Raw genomic sequence first — 17,048 nt, 5'->3', positions numbered from 1 at the left:
AGCTTGACCAGGTGATCCAGCAGAACGCCAGCGCCTCGGAGGAGATGGCCTCCACCAGCGAGGAGCTCTCCAGTCAGGCCGAGCAGCTGCAGGACACCATCAGCTTCTTCCGGGTGGCGACCACGGGCAAAAGCCAGCGCAGAGCCTCTGCCCCCAAGGTTCCGCCGCGCATTGCGCATGTGGCCCGGGGCGGCGCGGCCCGGCCGGCGGCCAAGGCTGGCGCTGCCAGCGGCGCCGGGGTGCTGCTGGACATGGGCAGCGGCAAGGACAAGCTTGACGACGAGTTCGAGGAATACTGAAACCGGCAAGACACGCGGGTGCGTATCAGAGGTGGACCGCCACGGGGCCTGTGCCTGACGCAAGACGGTGGCGAACGGCGGGAAAAAGGCCGCTGAGAGCTGCTGCGCGGCTCTCAGCGGCCAAGGCTCTGCGTGAGGACAGCATGGACATCGGCCCGGCGGAATTCCGGCGTATCAGCGCCTACATCTACGATGAACTCGGCATCCGGCTGACCGACAACAAGCGCACCATGCTGGCCGGCCGGCTGCACAAGCGCTTGCGCGAGTTGCAGCTGGCCACGGTGAGCGACTACTGCGACTATCTGTTCAGCCCCCGCGGCCAGCAGCTGGAAAAGATTCATCTGTTCAACGCCGTTACCACCAACAAGACCGATTTTTTTCGCGAACCGAGCCATTTCGACTACCTGGTCGGTCAGGTGCTGCCGGCCTGGCAGCGCCTGGGCCGGCGCAGCTTCCGCGTTTGGAGTGCCGGCTGTTCCAGCGGCGAGGAACCCTATACCCTGGCCATGGTGCTGGATGACTATGCCCGCCAGCACAGCGATTTTGTCTTCGAAATCATCGCCACCGATATCTCCACCCGTGTGCTCGATCAGGCCAAGCAGGCGGTCTATCACGAGGAGCGGATCGCGCCGGTGCCCATGGCCTTGCGCCGCCGCTACCTGCTGCGCAGCCGCGACCGCACCAGCCCGCTGGTGCGCATTGTGCCGGAGCTGCGCCGGCATGTGCGTTTCGGCCGGCTCAACTTCATGGACGAACAGTTTGCCCTGCCCTTTGTTCTAGATGTCATTTTCTGCCGCAATGTGATCATCTATTTCGATCACCCGACCCAGGAGCGGCTGGTGCAGAAATTCTGCCGTCATCTGCAGCCCGACGGCCATCTGTTTCTGGGGCATTCGGAATCGCTGCATGGCTATGCGGTGCCCCTGCAGCAGATCGCGCCGACCGTTTACCGTCACCAGCCGGCGCTGGCTGCGGTCTGAGCCCTGAACCCTTTTTTGCTGAGGTGGTAACAGCTCAGCAACGCGCCCAGGGCCGGACGTTTTGCGACTTCATCTTTTTTGCCGGGAGGCAGGCCATGGCCGAGAAGATTCGTGTTCTGATCGTTGACGATGCCGCCGTGGTGCGCGAGGCTCTCAGCAGCATCCTGGCGTCCGACCCGCAGATCGAGGTCATGGCCACTGCCGGCGATCCCTTCATCGCCGCGGCGCGCATGAAGGAGCAGATTCCCGATGTCATCACGCTGGATGTCGAGATGCCGCGAATGGACGGCCTGACCTTTCTGAAAAAGATCATGACCCAGCATCCGATTCCAGTGGTCATGTGTTCGAGTCTGACGGCCCAGGGGTCGGAAACGGCGCTCAGGGCGCTGGAATATGGCGCCGTCGATATCATTACCAAGCCGCAGCTGGGCACCAAGCAGTTTCTGGAGGAATCGCGGGTGCGTATCTGCGATGCCGTCAAGGCGGCGGCGCAGGCGCGACTGCGCCCCACCGGCCGGCCGTCCCTGACGGTGGCGCCCAAGCTGACCGCCGACGCCGTGCTGGAAAAGGGTTCGAGCCGCGCCCTGGTGCAGACCACTGAAAAGGTGGTGGTGGTCGGCGCCTCCACCGGCGGTACCGAGGCCTTGCGTGAATTTCTGCTGCAGTTTCCGGCCGATGCGCCGGGTATCGTGATTGTCCAGCACATGCCGGAGAATTTCACCGCCGCCTTTGCCCGCCGCCTCGATGGGCTGTGCCGCTTGTCGGTCAAGGAGGCGGCCGATGGCGATTCGGTGATCCGCGGCCGCGCCCTGATCGCGCCGGGCAATCGTCATACCCTGCTCAAGCGCAGCGGCGCGCGCTATTATGTCGAAATCAAGGACGGGCCGCTGGTTTCGCGCCATCGGCCGTCGGTGGATGTGCTGTTCCGCAGCGCGGCCCGTTACGCCGGCAAGAACGCCATTGGCGTTATCATGACCGGCATGGGCGACGATGGCGCCAGGGGCATGAAGGAAATGAAGGAGGCGGGTGCCGCCACCCTGGCGCAGGACGAGGCGACCTGTGTGGTCTATGGCATGCCCAAGGAAGCGGTCAAGGCGGGCGGGGTCGATCTGTCGCTGCCTCTTGACCAGTTGGCGGCCAGGGTGCTGCAACTGGAACGCTGATGGCTTGCTGGCGGTGTAAAAACGCTCCCACGGCGGTTTTGCGCTGGCACCAGCAGCGCCCAGAAAAGGATGAAACGGATGCTTGGGACGACGCGATCTGTTACGGTTTTTAGCCTCGGCTGGCAGCGGCGGCTGGCATTGCTGTGTGCCTGCCTGGCGCTGGTGCTGCTGGGGCCGGGCCAGCCACCGGCGGCGGCCCATTATGTGCCCAGCCGCAGCCTGAACCCGGACAGTCTGACCCTGGGGGTGCACCCCTATCTCAATGCCGCGGAACTGCAACGGCGTTTCGCGCCGCTGTGCGCGCACCTCAGCCGGGTCTGTGGCCGACCGGTGCAGTGGCGGATTCTGCCCAGTTTTGGTGACATGGCCGAACAGTTCGGCCAGCCGGGGCTGGAGCTGGCCTTCACCGGCCCGACCCTCTATGTCCGGTTGCGCCAGCAGCAGCCCCGCCTGCAGTTGCTCGGCAGCCTGAGCGACGGCCGGGGATTGCTGCGCGGCGCTCTGGTGGTGCGGCAGGACAGCCCGCTGCGCCAGGTTGCCGATCTGCGCGGTCAGACCCTGGCGCTGGTGGCGCCCTATTCCACCATGGGCTGCATGGTGCCCCGGGCGGTGCTGGCCGAGCATCGGCTGGGGCTGGAGGATCTGGCGGCGGTGGCTTTTCTGGGCAACCACGATAACGTGGCTTACGCGGTGCTGGCGGGGCGCTATGCCGCCGGCGCGGTCAAGCAGGAGGTGCTCGACAGCCTGCAGGGGGCGGGCCTGCGGGTATTGGCGCCGTTGCCGCCGGTGGCCGATCACCTGTTTATCGCCAGCCCGACCCTTGAGCCGCAGCTGGTGGATTGCCTGCGCACGGCCCTGCAGCAGCTGCATCTGAGTGCCGAAGGCCGGACGCTGTTGCGGGCGCTGCGTCCCGATGCCCGCTGCGTGGCGCCGGTGCAGGACAGCGACTACGACGGTCTGCGGGGGCTGGAGTCTCTTGCGGACACGCCAGTGGACTGGGCGCAGGATCAAGGCGTCGCGGGTATGGAACAGGGGGAGGAAGCAGCTGGTGTCACGCCTGCGCACTAAATTTTCGACGGGTTATGGTCGTACCCTGGCGGTGGTGCTGCTGCTGTTGCTGCTGTTTGTGCTGCTGCAGAGTCTGCTGATCCAGCGGGCGCGCCAGCTGGGTCTGCAGAAGACCCTGCAGCAGAGCTTTGTCAGTGAACAGAATCTGCTGCGGGCCCAGCTGCGCGATCCGCTGTTGCGGGGCGACTATGTGCAGGTCCGCGCCCTGCTGGAGGGCTACTTTGAACAGGATGCGCTGATTGCCGGCGTGGCGTTGCAGGCGCCCAACGGTTTTATGCTGTACCAGGCCGAGCGGCCGCAGCCAAGCACCGGACTACGTCAGGCGCAGCTGGAGATTGCTGTTGCCGGTGAGCTGCTGGGGCGGCTGCAGTTACGTCGCAGCGATGGCCAGGTTCCCGGCTGGTGGGGTCGACACAGCCTCAAGGTGACCAGTGGCCTGCTGCTGCTGACACTGGTGTTCGGTTTTCTGGTCTGGCGGGTGGTGCGCCGTTATGGCCTTGACCCGCTCAGCAGCGCGGTGGCGCGCGAGCAGCAGGCTTATGCCGCCCTGTTTGAACAGTCGCGCGAGGCCATCGTGGTGCTGTCGCCCCAGGGCGAGGTCGAGCGCATGAATCCGGCGGCGGCCCGCTTGCTGGGCCTGGCGGGTGATCAGACGGGGCTGGCCATTCGCGAACTGCACAGCACGACGGTCTGGCCCCAGGTGGAGGCGCTGCTGGCGGCGGTGGTGCGGCAGGGCCAGGCGGCGCAGGAGGTTTGCCTGACCACGCGGCGGCGCCAGGTGGAGATTCGCGCCAGTCGGTTGAAGTTCGGCGACGACGACCATATCCAGCTGCTGCTGCAGGATGTGACCGAACGCCGGCAGGCCGAGGCCGAGCTGGAGGCGTTGCGGCTGGAACTGCGCCGTAACCTGGAGAGCTATCAGGAATTGTTCGATCACAGTGCCGATGGCCTGGTGCTGCGCGATTTCAACGGTCTGCTGCTGATGGCCAACCAGACCTATCTGCGGATGGTGGGGTATTCGCTGGAGGAGCTGCTGGGCACTCATTGCACCCTGCTGTGCCAGCGCAGCAACTGCAATCATTTCAGCGATCTGTTGCACAATGGCGTGACCCGCTTCGAGTGTGCCCATCGCCATCGCGACGGTTCCTGGGTGCCCGTCGAGGTGCGCAGCGCCCTGGTGCATTTTCAGGGCAGTCAGGCGGTTCTGACCAGTGTGCGCGATATTCGCGAGCGGCGCGAGCGTGAGGCGCGCCTGCAGCTGCTGTCGCTGGTGATGGAAAACAGCAGTGAAGGGGTGCTGGTCACCGACAGCAGCGGCAGCATCCAGGCCGTCAACCAGGCCTTCAGCCGCATCAGCGGTTACAGCGAGGCCGAGGTGCTGGGCCAGAACCCGCGCCTGCTGCAGTCGGGCAGCCACGGGCCGGAATTCTATCAGCAGCTGTGGCAGCAGCTGCGCCAGCAGGGCAGCTGGCAGGGCGAGATCTGGAACCGGGCCAAATCGGGCGAGAATTTCCCCGCCTGGCTGCAGATTCGCGCGCTCTGCGATGAGCAGGGCACGCTGCGTCATTATGTGGCGCTGTTCGCCGATCTGCGTGAGGCCAAGGCCTGGGAAGAAAAGATGCTCAAGCTGGCCCAGACCGATCCCCTGACCGGTATGGCCAACCGGGTGTTGTTGCGCGACCGCTTGCAGCAGGCCCTCAAGCGCGCCAGCCGCAAGCAGGTCGGCGTGGCCGTGCTGGCGGTGGGGTTGGATCATTTCAAGAAGATCAATGACAGTCTCGGCCATGCCGTCGGCGATCAGGTATTGGTGGAAATCGGCCAGCGGCTCAGGGACTGTGTGCGGGCCGAGGACACCTTTTCGCGGCTGTCGGGCGATGAGTTTGCCCTGCTGGTGTGCGGCCTGCGCAACGACGAGGCCACCCAGATTGCCATCAAGGTGCTGGAGGCGGTGCGGGCGCCGCTCCAACTGGACGGCATGGAACTGTTTCTCAGTGCCAGTATCGGCATCGCCTGCTATCCCGATGATGGCGCCGATGACAGCGCGCTGCTGGAGAATGCCGACCGTGCCATGCATCAGGCCAAGCTGCAGGGCCGCGATCGTTTCTGTTTCTTCTCCAGCGATTTCGCCCGCCGTGCCAGCGAGCACTTCAGCATCGAACGGCATCTGCGGCGGGCCATCGAGGCCGGCGAACTGCAGCTGTACTACCAGCCGCAGGTTAGCCTGGCCGATGGCCGGCTGGTCGGCGCCGAAGCCCTGCTGCGCTGGCAGTCGGCCGAGCTGGGCTGGGTCACGCCCGATCGCATGATCCCGGTGGCGGAAAGCAGTGGCCTGATTCTGCCGATTGGGCAATGGGTTCTGGCCACCAGCTGTGATCTCATCCGCCGCCATCAGGCCGCCACTGGCGACTGGCTGCGCATTGCCGTCAACGTGTCGGTGCGCCAGTTCCAGACCGCGGGCTTTGTCGAAACGGTGCGCCAGATCCTGCAGCAGAGCGAGGTTCCACCGGCCTGTCTGGAACTGGAACTGACCGAAAGCCTGATGATGAACGATGTCGCCCAGGCCATTCCGCTGTTGGAGGAACTGCACGCCCTGGGCGTGGCCCTGGCGCTGGACGATTTCGGCACCGGTTATACCTCACTGGCCTACCTCAAACGTTTTCCGGTCGACCGGGTCAAGCTCGACCGCGCCTTTGTCACCGATATCCATCGCAGCCGCAGCGACGCGGCCCTGGCCCAGTCGCTGGTGGCCTTTGCCAGTGCCATGGAATTCGAGCTGGTGGCCGAGGGTATCGAGGAGGCGGTGCAGCACGAACGGCTGCGCCAGATCGGCTTTGCCTATGGTCAGGGCTATCTGTTTGCCAAACCGCTGCCGGAAGCCGAGTTTCTCGCCCTGGTGCGGGCTGGCCAGCCGCTGATTCATTAACCGGCTGTTTTGCGTCTTTGATCCCTCTCCCGCCAGCGGGCATGACACGCTGGCCGACCGCCCCGTGATCTTTTTGCCGGCGAAAACCGTTTTTCCCGTTCTTGCGGTTGCCAGCTGCCGGCGGATTGGGTAACATCCGAGCCCTGTTTTTTTCGCGATGTCATGGGTTGTTCCTGGCGTCGAACCTGCCGACCCCCCCTTTTGTGTACCAGGAGCATGCCATGAACGACAGCCCGACCGGCCTGAGCCTTGATCAGGCCCTTGAAGAGTACCGCGACAATCCGGAAAATCCCGACGTGCAAAGCCGCTTCTACGATCTGGTGCTCAATACGGTGTTTTTCCTGCCGCTGCATCCCGAGACCGAGCCTCCGGCAGCGGAAGGCGAGGAGCAGTCTCAGGGGTTTCCGCTGGTACTTGAATCGGACGGTGATGACTACCTGCTGCTGTTTGATTCCGAGCAGCGTCTGCAGGATTGGGCGCAGCAGCCGGTTCCCTTCATGAAGGCACCGGGCTATCTGCTGGCCGAACAGTCGCAGGCGCCGCTGCACTGGGCGCTGAATGTCGGGACGGATTTTTCCAAGACCTTCGTACCCGATGAAATTGCCTGGCTGGCCGAGGTGGTTCAGCAGTGTCAGCAGGCGGATGCCGCCGACGAGGACTGATGCTGGCGCCAGCGCCAGCCGGGACGGATCACCCGCGGGACGCACTCCCATGCTGAATTTATTTACCCGCCTGCTGGCGCTATTGCGCCGTGGGCCGCTGGTTCTGACCAGCCGCTTGCGCCTGAGCGAGAATACCTTCATGGCCATCCTGGCGGTGGCCATCGGCCTGCTGTCGGGGTTGTGCAATTTCGCTTTTCGCCGGACCATCGAGTTTTTTCACTGGCTGGTCATCGAACAGGGCGTCAGCTTTTTCGCGATCGATTTCAATCAGTTCAGTCCCCAACGTTTCTGGGTGGTGCTGTTCCCTCTCAGCGGCGCGCTGCTGCTGATTCCCTTTGGACTGTTCTTTGCCCGCGATCTGCGCTTTGGTTTTTCCGCCTTTCTTGAGCAGGTCAATCTGCGCGGCGCCAAGATCCCCGGTCGCACCATTCTCACCCGTGGCCTGGCCAGCGCCATTACCCTGGGAACCGGCGGCAGTGCCGGCCAGGAAGGCCCCATCGCCCAGATTGGTGGTGCTGTTGGCAGCCAGTTCGGTCAGGGCTTCAAGGTCAGTGGCAACCGCCTGAAGGTGCTGGTGGCCTGTGGCGTGTCCGGCGGGGTGGCGGCCACCTTCAACGCGCCCATTGCCGGGGTGTTCTTTGCCCAGGAAATCGTGCTGCTGTCATCCTTCGAGATCGCCAGTTTTACCTCCATTGTGATTGCCAGCGGCATGAGTACCGTGGTGTCGCGTGCCCTGCTGGGCAATGAGGTCGCTTTCGCGGTGCCGCCCTATCAGGTCGGTTCGCACTGGGAACTGCTGCTTTATCTGCTGCTGGGTCTGCTGGTCGGGGTGCTGGCGGCGGCCTTTATCGACAGTCATTTCCGGGTCAAGGGTCTGTTTGACCGTTTGCGGCTGCCGCGCCTGGTCAAGCCGCTGCTGGGCATGCTGCTGGTCGGCCTCATCGGGATCGGTCTGCCGCAGGTGTTTGGCAACGGCTATGAGTTTATCAACGGTTTTCTGCAGGGGGACGGTACCTGGCGGCTGCTGTTGGCGCTGGTGCTGTTCAAGGCGCTGGCCACCTCCATTACCCTGGGATCGGGCATGCCCGGCGGTCTGTTCGCGCCGGTTCTGTACATCGGTGCCGTTATCGGCGGCTGCTTCGGCCACCTGGCGCAGCAGTTGCTGCCACAATTGGGTCTGTTGCCCGGCGCCTACGCCCTGATTGGCATGGGGGCCTTCCTGTCCGCCGCCACCCACGCGCCCATGACGGCAATCTTCCTGCTGTTCGAGATGACGGCGTCCTATCAGGTCATCGTGCCCATCATGCTGACCTGCGTGGTGGGGACCACCATCAGCCGGCATTTCTGCAAGGAAAGTCTCGATACCGTTGAACTGGCGCGCGCCGGCATCAATCTGGAGGCTGGCAAGGAACGCAATATCATGAAGTCGCTGCGGGTGGGCGATGTGATGGCCCGTCAGCCGGTGACCCTGCCCGAAAGCATGACCCTGCGCCAGTTTACCGATTTCATCAGCCAGACCCGCCACACCAATTTCCCGCTGGTCAATCAGATGGGCGAGTTGACCGGTATCATTTCGGTGCAGGATTTTCTCGGCGTGGTGTTCGAGAAGGATCTGCTCGATCTGGTGGTGGTCAAGGAACTGGCCACCATCGAGGTGACCACGGTGTTTGAGGATGAGAACCTCGACCAGGCCATGCGCCGCATCGGTTACCGCAACATCGAGCAGCTGCCGGTGGTGGCGCGCGATTGCCGCCAGCAGCTGGTCGGCATCATTTCGCGGCGCGACATGGTGTCGGCCTATAACCGCGCGCTGATGGCGCGCACCCTCAAGGAGGACAGCGGTGGCTGAAACCGCAGCCAGTCTCAATGACCGTCAGCGCGAGGCGGTGGAATACGGCGATGGCCCGTTGCTGATTCTGGCCGGTGCCGGCAGCGGCAAAACCAGTACCCTGACCCGGCGGGTGATCCATCTGATCCAGCAGCAGGGGGTGCCGCCCTGGCGCATTCTGGCGGTGACCTTCACCAACAAGGCCGCCGCCGAGATGCGCGGCCGCATCGAACGGCTGCTGGATGGTGGTGAACCGCCCTGGGTGGCCACCTTTCACAGTGCCTGCGTGCGCATTCTGCGGCGCGAGATCGCCGCCCTGCCCGGTTACAGCGCCAGCTTCAGCATCTACGATGATCAGGATCAGGAACGGCTGCTCAAGGTGGTGCTGAAGGAATTGGGCATCAGCGAGAAAAGTCTCAAGCCGCGCACGGCGGCCGCCGCCATCGATGCCGCCAAGAATCGTGGCCTTTTGCCAGAGGATCTGCCGGCCGATGATCCGCGCAGCGCCCAGCTGCGCCAGGTTTATCAGGCCTATCAGGAGCAGCTGCGCCAGGCCAACGCCCTCGATTTCGGCGATCTGCTGCTGCAGTGCTGCCAGCTGTTCGAGCAGCAGCCGGCCATTCGCCAGCGCTACGCCGAGCGTTTTCTCCACGTGCTGGTGGACGAATTCCAGGACACCAACGCCGTGCAGTACCGGCTGGTGCGCATGCTGGCGACCGGGCACGGCAACCTGTGCGTGGTGGGGGATGATGATCAGTCGATCTACCGCTGGCGTGGCGCCGAAATCGGCAACATCCTCAATTTTGAACGCGATTTTCCCGGCTGTCATACCATCCGGCTGGAGCAGAACTACCGCTCGACAGCGGTGATTCTCGAAGCGGCCAGCCAGCTGGTGGCCAACAACCGCGCCCGGGCCGGCAAGACCCTGTGGACGCAGCAGCAGGGCGGCGAGCCGATCCATGCCGAGGTGCTCAACGACGATCTGGCCGAGGCTGACTTTGTTGTCCGTCAGCTGCGCCAGCTGCATGCCGCCGGCCGCCACCTGCGCGACATGGCGGTGCTCTACCGCACCAACGCCCAGTCGCGCGTGCTGGAAGAGGCGCTGGTACGCGAGCGCTTGCCCTATGTCATGTTCGGTGGCATGCGCTTCTTCGCCCGCCTGGAAATCAAGGATGTGCTGGCCTATCTGCGCCTGCTGGTCAATCCGGCCGACAGTGTCGCGGCGCGCCGCATTATCAATGTGCCGGCGCGCGGCATCGGCGCCGCCACCGTCGAGCGGATTGCGCCCTTGTCCGAGGCCGCCGGCGGTTTCTATCCGGCCTGTTGCCAGGCTGTCGCCGATGGGTTGCTCGGCGGCGCGGCGGCCCGCCGGCTGGCCGAGTTTGTCGCGCTGATCGAGGACTTTCGCGCCCGTGCGGCGCAGACGCCGTTTCCGCAGCTGACCGCTGAACTGATCGATGCCAGCGGTTATGGCCCCATGCTGCGTGAGGACGATAGCAGCGAAGCCCAGGACCGGCTGGAGAACCTCGATCAGCTGCTGGCCGGCATGGAGGAACACGACAGCCGCCTGCAACAGGCGCAGGACAGCGCCAGTCCGCTGGAGCGGCTGCAGGACTACCTGGAGCAGATGGCGCTGGTCACCGATTTGGATGCCTACGATCCCAGTCTCGACCGGGTGACGCTGATGACCCTGCACGCCGCCAAGGGCCTGGAGTTTTCCGTGGTGTTCATGACCGGCATGGAGGAAGGGCTGTTTCCGGCCGAGCGCGCCGGGGGCCAGGAGGAGCAGATCGAGGAGGAGCGGCGGCTGTGTTATGTCGGCATGACGCGGGCGCGCGAGCGCTTGTTTCTGACCGCCGCCGGTCGCCGGCGGGTCTATGGCAGCTACCAGTTCAATCCGCCCAGCCGCTTCCTGACCGAGGTGCCGCCGCATTTGCTGGCCGGTTGTGGCAGCGCGCCGCTGCGCCAGCCGGCAGCGCACAATCTGGCATCGTTGTTTGAACAGCTGCCCCGCACGGACCAGGACGAGGCGATTGCGGCGTTGCCCGTGGTTGAGCGGCCGCCTGCCCCGCCCTCGCCCGGCCCGCGCCTGGCGGCGGCGGAGCCGGTTATCGAGGTGGAGGCCGGCGCCGCCCCGACCCTGCGTATTGGCAGCCGGGTGCGCCACGCCCGCTTCGGCGTCGGCACCGTGCGCCGGCTGGAGGGGGCCGGCGACAAGCAGAAGGTGATCGTCTATTTCAACCTGCATGGCCCCAAACGTCTGCTGCTCAAGTTTGCCGGTCTTGAACCGGCCTGAGCGCCGCCTGTATCTGTGAAGCAAAAAGCCCGTTGCGCGGGACTGTTCGTGCGCAACGGGCTTTTTTGGTGTTTCTGGCAGGGGCGAATTGGCTGGCGGGCTGTCCGTCAGCGGGTGGCGCCGAGCTGTTGCTCCACTTCGGTCAGTTTGCGGCGCAGGTCCTTTTCGCGGGCGTGACGGGCGCTGACATCGCGCAGGATGGCGGCAATGGCACAGGGGGCGCCGGCGCCATCGTGCAGCAGAACAATGCTGAACTCGCTCGATAGCTGCTGGCCGTTTTGGTGCAGGGCCGGCACCGCCAGCAGATCGTCGCCGTAACGGCTGGGCGCGCCGGCCATCACCCGGTGGTAGCCCTGCCAATGGCGTTCACGCAGGCGCTCGGGAATGATCAGATCAAGGGAGGCCCCCAGGGCTTTGGCGGCGCTGAAGCCGAACAGCCGCTCGGCGCCGCGATTCCAGTAACGGATGGCGCCGCCGGCATCCGCCAGCAGAATGGCATCGGGTGCCTGGTCGATGGCCTGGCGCAGCAGGTCGGCGAGGTTGCGTTGCGCGTTGTCGGGTGGCGAGGTGGCGGTCGTCATGGCGCTCTCCTTGGGCAGGGGCTGACCGGTCAGTGGCCGATGCGGTCGGCCAGGGGGATCAGCCGCAGGTAATCGCTGTATTCCAGACTGCTGTGCCAGTGGCCGCTGACCATGCCGAGGCTGACGCCGCCGCTGTAGAGGACCAGCACCAGCAGCGGAAAAACCCAGCGTGGCAGGGGCTTGCGTTCGATCAGGGTTCCCATGCGCAGGCTGCCGTGCGGGCAGCTGTCGACACAGGTGAGGCAGCCGGTGCATTCCACGCTCATCACCGTATCAAGCCGGTGTACCGGCAGCAGCGCCGGGCAGGCGGCGCTGCAGCGCTGGCAGCTGGTGCAGCTGTGGCGCTCGCGGCGGATCTTGAACGGGCTGAGCAGACTGAACAGTCCGAGCAGTGCGCCATAGGGGCACAGATAGCGGCACCAGAAGTTTTGGTACACCAGCGACAGCAGTGTCGCGACCCCGACGACCGTCAGGGTCAGGCTGGACGGCGCGGTGAAAAAGCGCAACATTTTTACGTCGCTGATGGCCCAGTAGGGCGATTGCAGAAAGGACGCGATGGCGAAGCTGGGCATGTCGAGCAGCAGAATCTTGACGAAAAAGCCCAGCAAGGCGTACTTCAGCCCGCGCAGCGGAATATCGAGCCAGCGCCACATGCGCCAGTTGCGGCCCAGCAGCTTGCGGCCCAGCTTCCAGGCGCCTTCCGACAGGGTGCCGACCGGACAGAGCCAGGAACAGAAGGATTTTTTCGCCAGCAGACTCATGGCCAGAAAGGTCAGCAGCAGCACCAGCGCTGCCGGGTGGCTGGGGTCGATTTCGCCGCGCAGCAGCCACAATTTCAGGCTGGCCAGACCGCCAATGGGCAAAAAGCCATCGACACCGGCCGGGCGTGGTACAAAGGCGGTTGCCCCCTGGCTGGTAAAATGGCCAACGAATTGGCCGAAGCGCCAGCCCAGCCACAGAATCCACAACAGGAACAGCCATTGTATCAGTTGCCGCCAGCGGCTCGGCCGGTTGAGGGCGGCAGGACGCGGGAAGGTTGGGTTCATGATCTCTCCTTGGTTGGAGCGGCGGTCAAGGCAGCGGCCGGACCGGGCTGCTGACCACAACGGTTTGTTCCGGCTCGCCATTGGGGGTGTAGAGTCCCTGCTGCCGGCGTTTTTCAGCTGTGCGTGAGATCCAGCTGTCTTCAACCAGATCCAGCCCCAGACGACTGACCAGGATTTTGAGATAATCCAGGTGCGGGCAGGGTGGCCCGTGGTGGTTGTCCTTGCAGATGCAGGAGGCCAGATGTACCACCACCTGCGCCGGTTCAATGCCGTCACGCTGGTGGGCGCTGCGCAGCAAATGACTGAGCTTGCGCTGCAGGGCACGGCCACAACAGCCGCCACAGGTCAGACTCAGCCGCCGCAAGCCGGGCTGATCGGCATAACGGGCAAAGCCGCCGGTGCGGTCGGTAAAGGCTTTTTCGCAGTGAAAGCCGCTGCAGCGCTGCTGCACTAGGTGGCACTGCACCACCACCAGATAGGTTTTATCGCTTGCTGTCATGCTGTTGTCTCCTGGCGCGTGGCCGCTGTGGCTTTATGGCAAGCAGCCTGCCACAGAACGGCGGGAGAAAATTTGATCGGGGTCAAAAACGATGAAGGGATAATTGCACAGCGGGGCGTGGCCGTACCATAAAAGAGGGGAAGCAGCCCGTTGCTGCTTCCCCTTGTTGTTGTCGGCATGGTCCTGCGCGGGCGGTATGGATTTTTAGCGGCGTGCCTGCGGCAGCAGTTCCTCCAGCAGGGCAAACAGCTCGTCCAGGTCGGCATCAGTCATGTCGGCCATGTGGGCAATACGGAAGCTGGTGTTCTTGATCTTGCCGTAGCCGTTATCGATGGCATAGCCGCGCGCCCCGGCCAGTTTTTTCAGCGCATCGAGATCGGTGCGGCCATCGTTGCAGCCGCTGGTGAGGGTGACGGAGCGGTAACCTGCGGCAGCGAACAGGCCGAAGCCCTGGGCCTGAATCCAGGCGCGGGTTTTTTCCGCCATGGCGGCGTGGCGGCGGTAACGGTTGTCGAGTCCTTCAATGAACATTTTTTGCAGCTGGGCGTCGAGACCGTAGATCAGGCTGATGCAGGGCGTGCTGGGCGTGTTGTGCTTCAAATCGTTCTTTTCGAATTCTTCAAAGTCGAAGTAATAGCCACGGTTGGGCGTGGTTTTAGCTTTGTCGAGGGCCTTGCGTGACACGGCGCAGACCGCCAGCCCCGGCGGCAGTCCGAAGGCCTTCTGCACCCCGGCCAGACAGACGTCGAGACCCAGGGCGGCGAAATCAATGGGCACGGCGCTCATGGAGGAAACGGTGTCGGTAATGAAGGAGACCTCGGGATAGTTTTTCATCACCTCGGCAATGTCTGCCAGTGGCGACAGCACGCCGGTGGAGGTTTCATTGTGCACCAGGGTGATGGCGTCGTAGCGGCCGGTTTTGAGTGCGGCCTCGACCATTTCCGGCGTGACCGGCTGCCCCCAGTCGGCCTCAAACAGATCCGCTTCAAGGCCGCAGCGGCGGGTGACATCGTGCCATTTGCTGCTGAAGGCGCCGTTGCCGAAGTTGGCACAGCGCTTCTGTACCAGGTTGCGCACCGCACCTTCCATGATGCCGAAGGCGCTGGAGGTGGACAGGAACACCGGCTCGCTGGTGTTGAGCAGGCGCTTGAGATTGTCGGTCACGCGCTGGTGCAGCTGGGCGTATTCGGCCATGCGATGACCGATCATGGGTTGTGACATGGCGGCGAAAACGTCGGCGCTAACCTCCACCGGGCCGGGAATGTAGAGTTTTTTGTGCACCTCGGGGTTCTCCTTTCACAGGCAAAACGGGGCCGCTCCTCATGGGGCAGCCTGGCCGAATACTGGCCACGTTATAGGATTTTATCAACAATTTTCGTGGTGTAGCACGGTGCCCGGCGACTGTCAAGGGCTGTGGCCGCCCAACGCGGCTGGCTGCTGGCAGGATTTTTTCTGCAACGCGGGCCTTGACATTCACAGCGGTCTGACTATATTTGGCCCTGTTGTTAGCACTCGCCGTGTTTGAGTGCTAACAGGATCGCCGCAAGGGCGGTTATCCAGGCTGGTATTGAACGACGTCGTTGACTTAAATCCCGGACGACCGGGCGGCGCCAGCTGGTTGGTGCCGTCACCTTTACTTTCCGTACAAAAAGGAGTCAGGAAACATGAACATCAGACCGCTGCAGGATCGTATCATCGTCAAATGTGTCGCAGAGGAAACCACCACGGCCGGTGGCATCATCATCCCCGATACCGCGTCGAAGGAAAAGCCGCAGCAGGGCGAAGTCATCGCCGTTGGCAAAGGCAAGGTCACCGCTGAAGGCAAGGTGCTCGGCATGGATGTCAAGGTGGGCGACAAGGTTCTGTTTGGCAAGTATGCCGGCACCGAGATCAAGGTGGAAGGCGAGAGCTTTCTGATGATGCGCGAGGACGATATCCTCGGCGTGGTCGAAAAATAATGGCGCGAGGGCGCTGAGAGCCCGTTTTTTCCTTACCTGCTTAACCCCTACAGGAGAATTGTTCAATGTCTGCTAAAGAAATCAAGTTTTCTGAAAAAGCCCGCGCCAGCATCCTGGCCGGTGTCAATATGCTGGCCGATACCGTCAAGGTGACCCTCGGCCCCAAAGGCCGCAACGTCGTGATCGAGAAATCCTTTGGCGCACCGCTGATCACCAAGGACGGCGTGACCGTTGCGCGCGAGATCGAGCTGGAGGACAAGTTCCAGAACATGGGCGCCCAGCTGGTGAAGGAGGTTGCCTCCAAAACCTCCGATATCGCCGGTGATGGCACCACCACCGCCACGGTTTTGGCGCAGGCGATCTACCGCGAAGGCGTCAAGCTGGTCAGCGCTGGCCACAATCCGATGGAAATCAAGCGTGGTATTGACAAGGCCGTCGAGGCCGCCGTCGTTGCCCTGCGTGACATTTCCAAGCCCATCGCCAACCACAAGGAAATTGCCCAGGTCGGCACCATCTCGGCCAACAGTGACGAGACCATCGGCAATATCCTGGCCGAGGCCATGGACAAGGTTGGCAAGGAAGGCGTCATTACCGTCGAGGAAGCCAAGTCGATGGAAACCTCGCTGGAAACCGTCGAGGGCATGCAGTTCGATCGTGGCTATCTGTCGCCCTACTTTGTCACCGATGCCGAGCGCATGACGGTTGGCATGGACGATCCGCTGATCCTGATCCACGACAAGAAGATCAGCTCCATGCGTGATCTGCTGCCGGTGCTGGAGCCGGTGGCCAAGCAGGGCCGTCCGCTGGTGATCATCGCCGAGGATGTCGATGGCGAAGCACTGGCTACCCTGGTGGTCAACAAGCTGCGTGGTACCCTCAATGTTTGCGCTGTCAAGGCACCCGGCTTCGGCGACCGCCGCAAGGCCATGCTGGAAGACATCGCCATCCTCACCGGTGGCCAGGTGATCAGCGAGGATCTCGGCTTCAAGCTGGAGAACGCCACCCTCGACATGCTCGGCCGCGCCAAGCGTGTGGTGGTCGACAAGGATAACACCACCATCGTTGACGGTGCCGGCAGCGAGGCCGATATTCAGAGCCGCGTGAAGGTCATCCGTGGCCAGATCGAGGAGACCAGCAGCGAGTACGATCGCGAGAAGCTGCAGGAGCGTCTGGCCAAGCTGGTTGGTGGCGTGGCCGTGGTCAAGGTCGGCGCGGCAACCGAAACGGAAATGAAGGAGAAGAAGGCCCGCGTCGAGGACGCCCTCCATGCGACTCGCGCCGCCGTGGAAGAAGGCATTGTCCCTGGTGGTGGTGTTGCGCTGATCCGCTGCATCAAGGCGGTGGAGAAGGTTGCGGTTTCCGGTGAGCAGGTGTTTGGCGTGCAGATTGTTAAGCGCGCCCTGGAAGAGCCGCTGCGTCAGATCGCCAGCAACGCTGGTCTGGAAGGTTCCATCGTGGTCAACAACGTGGCTTCCAAGGAAGGTGCCTACGGCCTCAATGCCGCGACCGACGAGTATGTCGACCTGCTCGAAGCGGGTATTCTCGACCCGACCAAGGTGACCCGTAGCGCGCTGCAGAACGCCGCTTCCGTCGCCGGCCTGATGCTGACCACCGAGGCCTGCATCGCTGAGCTGCCCAAGGATGAAGCTGCACCGGCCATGCCGGGCGGTATGGGCGGCATGGGTGGTATGGGCGGCATGATGTAATCAGTCGCCGCGCCCCTGGCGTGTCGCTTGCGTAACAAA

At 63.6% G+C, this 17,048-nt stretch carries 13 protein-coding genes and 1 pseudogene; 10 read left to right on the top strand and 4 right to left on the bottom strand.

Annotation, left to right across the window (positions count from 1 at the left end; all coding sequences use genetic code 11):
* From BLR80_RS13005 to BLR80_RS10980, 8 genes and pseudogenes are all read left to right on the top strand, one after another.
* A pseudogene (locus tag BLR80_RS13005) lies at window positions 1-299 on the top strand (hypothetical protein); the annotation flags it as partial.
* Window positions 300-442: 143 nt separating this feature from the next.
* Entirely contained in the window at window positions 443-1,279 is an 837-nt protein-coding gene (locus BLR80_RS11010) for a CheR family methyltransferase (protein WP_092080037.1), read from the top strand.
* A 95-nt stretch (window positions 1,280-1,374) separates the two neighbouring features.
* Complete coding sequence (locus BLR80_RS11005) at window positions 1,375-2,442, top strand: protein-glutamate methylesterase/protein-glutamine glutaminase (RefSeq protein WP_092080034.1); 1,068 nt, start codon at window positions 1,375-1,377, stop codon at window positions 2,440-2,442.
* Between the two features lie 78 nt (window positions 2,443-2,520).
* Complete coding sequence (locus tag BLR80_RS11000; protein WP_171906430.1) at window positions 2,521-3,510, top strand: PhnD/SsuA/transferrin family substrate-binding protein; 990 nt, start codon at window positions 2,521-2,523, stop codon at window positions 3,508-3,510.
* Window positions 3,491-6,433 carry a sensor domain-containing protein gene (locus BLR80_RS10995; protein ID WP_171906429.1) on the top strand — a complete coding sequence of 981 codons (2,943 nt, stop codon included), beginning with the start codon at window positions 3,491-3,493 and terminating at the stop codon, window positions 6,431-6,433. The genes BLR80_RS11000 and BLR80_RS10995 overlap by 20 nt, the downstream gene beginning before the upstream one ends.
* A gap of 221 nt (window positions 6,434-6,654) precedes the next feature.
* Entirely contained in the window at window positions 6,655-7,095 is a 441-nt protein-coding gene (locus BLR80_RS10990) for an SseB family protein (RefSeq protein ID WP_092080025.1), read from the top strand.
* Between the two features lie 49 nt (window positions 7,096-7,144).
* On the top strand, window positions 7,145-8,944 hold the full coding sequence (locus BLR80_RS10985; RefSeq protein ID WP_245691498.1) for a chloride channel protein: 1,800 nt from the start codon (window positions 7,145-7,147) through the stop codon (window positions 8,942-8,944).
* Window positions 8,937-11,219: an ATP-dependent helicase gene (locus BLR80_RS10980; protein ID WP_092080022.1), complete on the top strand. Its 2,283-nt coding sequence runs from the start codon at window positions 8,937-8,939 to the stop codon at window positions 11,217-11,219. Before BLR80_RS10985 ends, BLR80_RS10980 begins: the two co-directional genes overlap by 8 nt.
* A gap of 107 nt (window positions 11,220-11,326) precedes the next feature.
* Here the strand turns inward: BLR80_RS10980 and BLR80_RS10975 are convergent, their stop codons facing one another.
* The 4 genes from BLR80_RS10975 to BLR80_RS10960 all read right to left on the bottom strand — a co-directional run bounded on the left by BLR80_RS10975 (window position 11,327) and on the right by BLR80_RS10960 (window position 14,626).
* Window positions 11,327-11,800 carry a PAS domain S-box protein gene (locus tag BLR80_RS10975; protein ID WP_092080019.1) on the bottom strand — a complete coding sequence of 158 codons (474 nt, stop codon included), beginning with the start codon at window positions 11,798-11,800 and terminating at the stop codon, window positions 11,327-11,329.
* 29 nt (window positions 11,801-11,829) lie between these two features.
* Window positions 11,830-12,846 (bottom strand): 4Fe-4S binding protein, encoded by a 1,017-nt coding sequence (locus BLR80_RS10970; protein ID WP_092080016.1) that lies wholly within the window; start codon window positions 12,844-12,846, stop codon window positions 11,830-11,832.
* A 25-nt stretch (window positions 12,847-12,871) separates the two neighbouring features.
* Complete coding sequence (locus BLR80_RS10965; RefSeq protein WP_092080013.1) at window positions 12,872-13,345, bottom strand: CGGC domain-containing protein; 474 nt, start codon at window positions 13,343-13,345, stop codon at window positions 12,872-12,874.
* A 204-nt stretch (window positions 13,346-13,549) separates the two neighbouring features.
* Window positions 13,550-14,626: a pyridoxal-phosphate-dependent aminotransferase family protein gene (locus BLR80_RS10960; protein ID WP_092080010.1), complete on the bottom strand. Its 1,077-nt coding sequence runs from the start codon at window positions 14,624-14,626 to the stop codon at window positions 13,550-13,552.
* Window positions 14,627-15,009: 383 nt separating this feature from the next.
* Here BLR80_RS10960 and groES point away from each other — a divergent pair, with 383 nt between their 5' ends.
* Window positions 15,010-15,303 carry a co-chaperone GroES gene (gene groES / locus BLR80_RS10955; RefSeq protein ID WP_092080007.1) on the top strand — a complete coding sequence of 98 codons (294 nt, stop codon included), beginning with the start codon at window positions 15,010-15,012 and terminating at the stop codon, window positions 15,301-15,303.
* Between the two features lie 65 nt (window positions 15,304-15,368).
* Window positions 15,369-17,009 (top strand): chaperonin GroEL, encoded by a 1,641-nt coding sequence (gene groL / locus BLR80_RS10950; RefSeq protein WP_092080004.1) that lies wholly within the window; start codon window positions 15,369-15,371, stop codon window positions 17,007-17,009.
* Window positions 17,010-17,048 lie beyond the last annotated feature (39 nt).

The organism is Desulfuromonas thiophila (assembly GCF_900101955.1).
GTDB lineage: Bacteria > Desulfobacterota > Desulfuromonadia > Desulfuromonadales > Desulfuromonadaceae > Pseudodesulfuromonas > Pseudodesulfuromonas thiophila.
The sequence above is the reverse complement of the archived record's forward strand: the minus strand, read 5'-3'. Positions and strand labels throughout refer to the sequence as shown.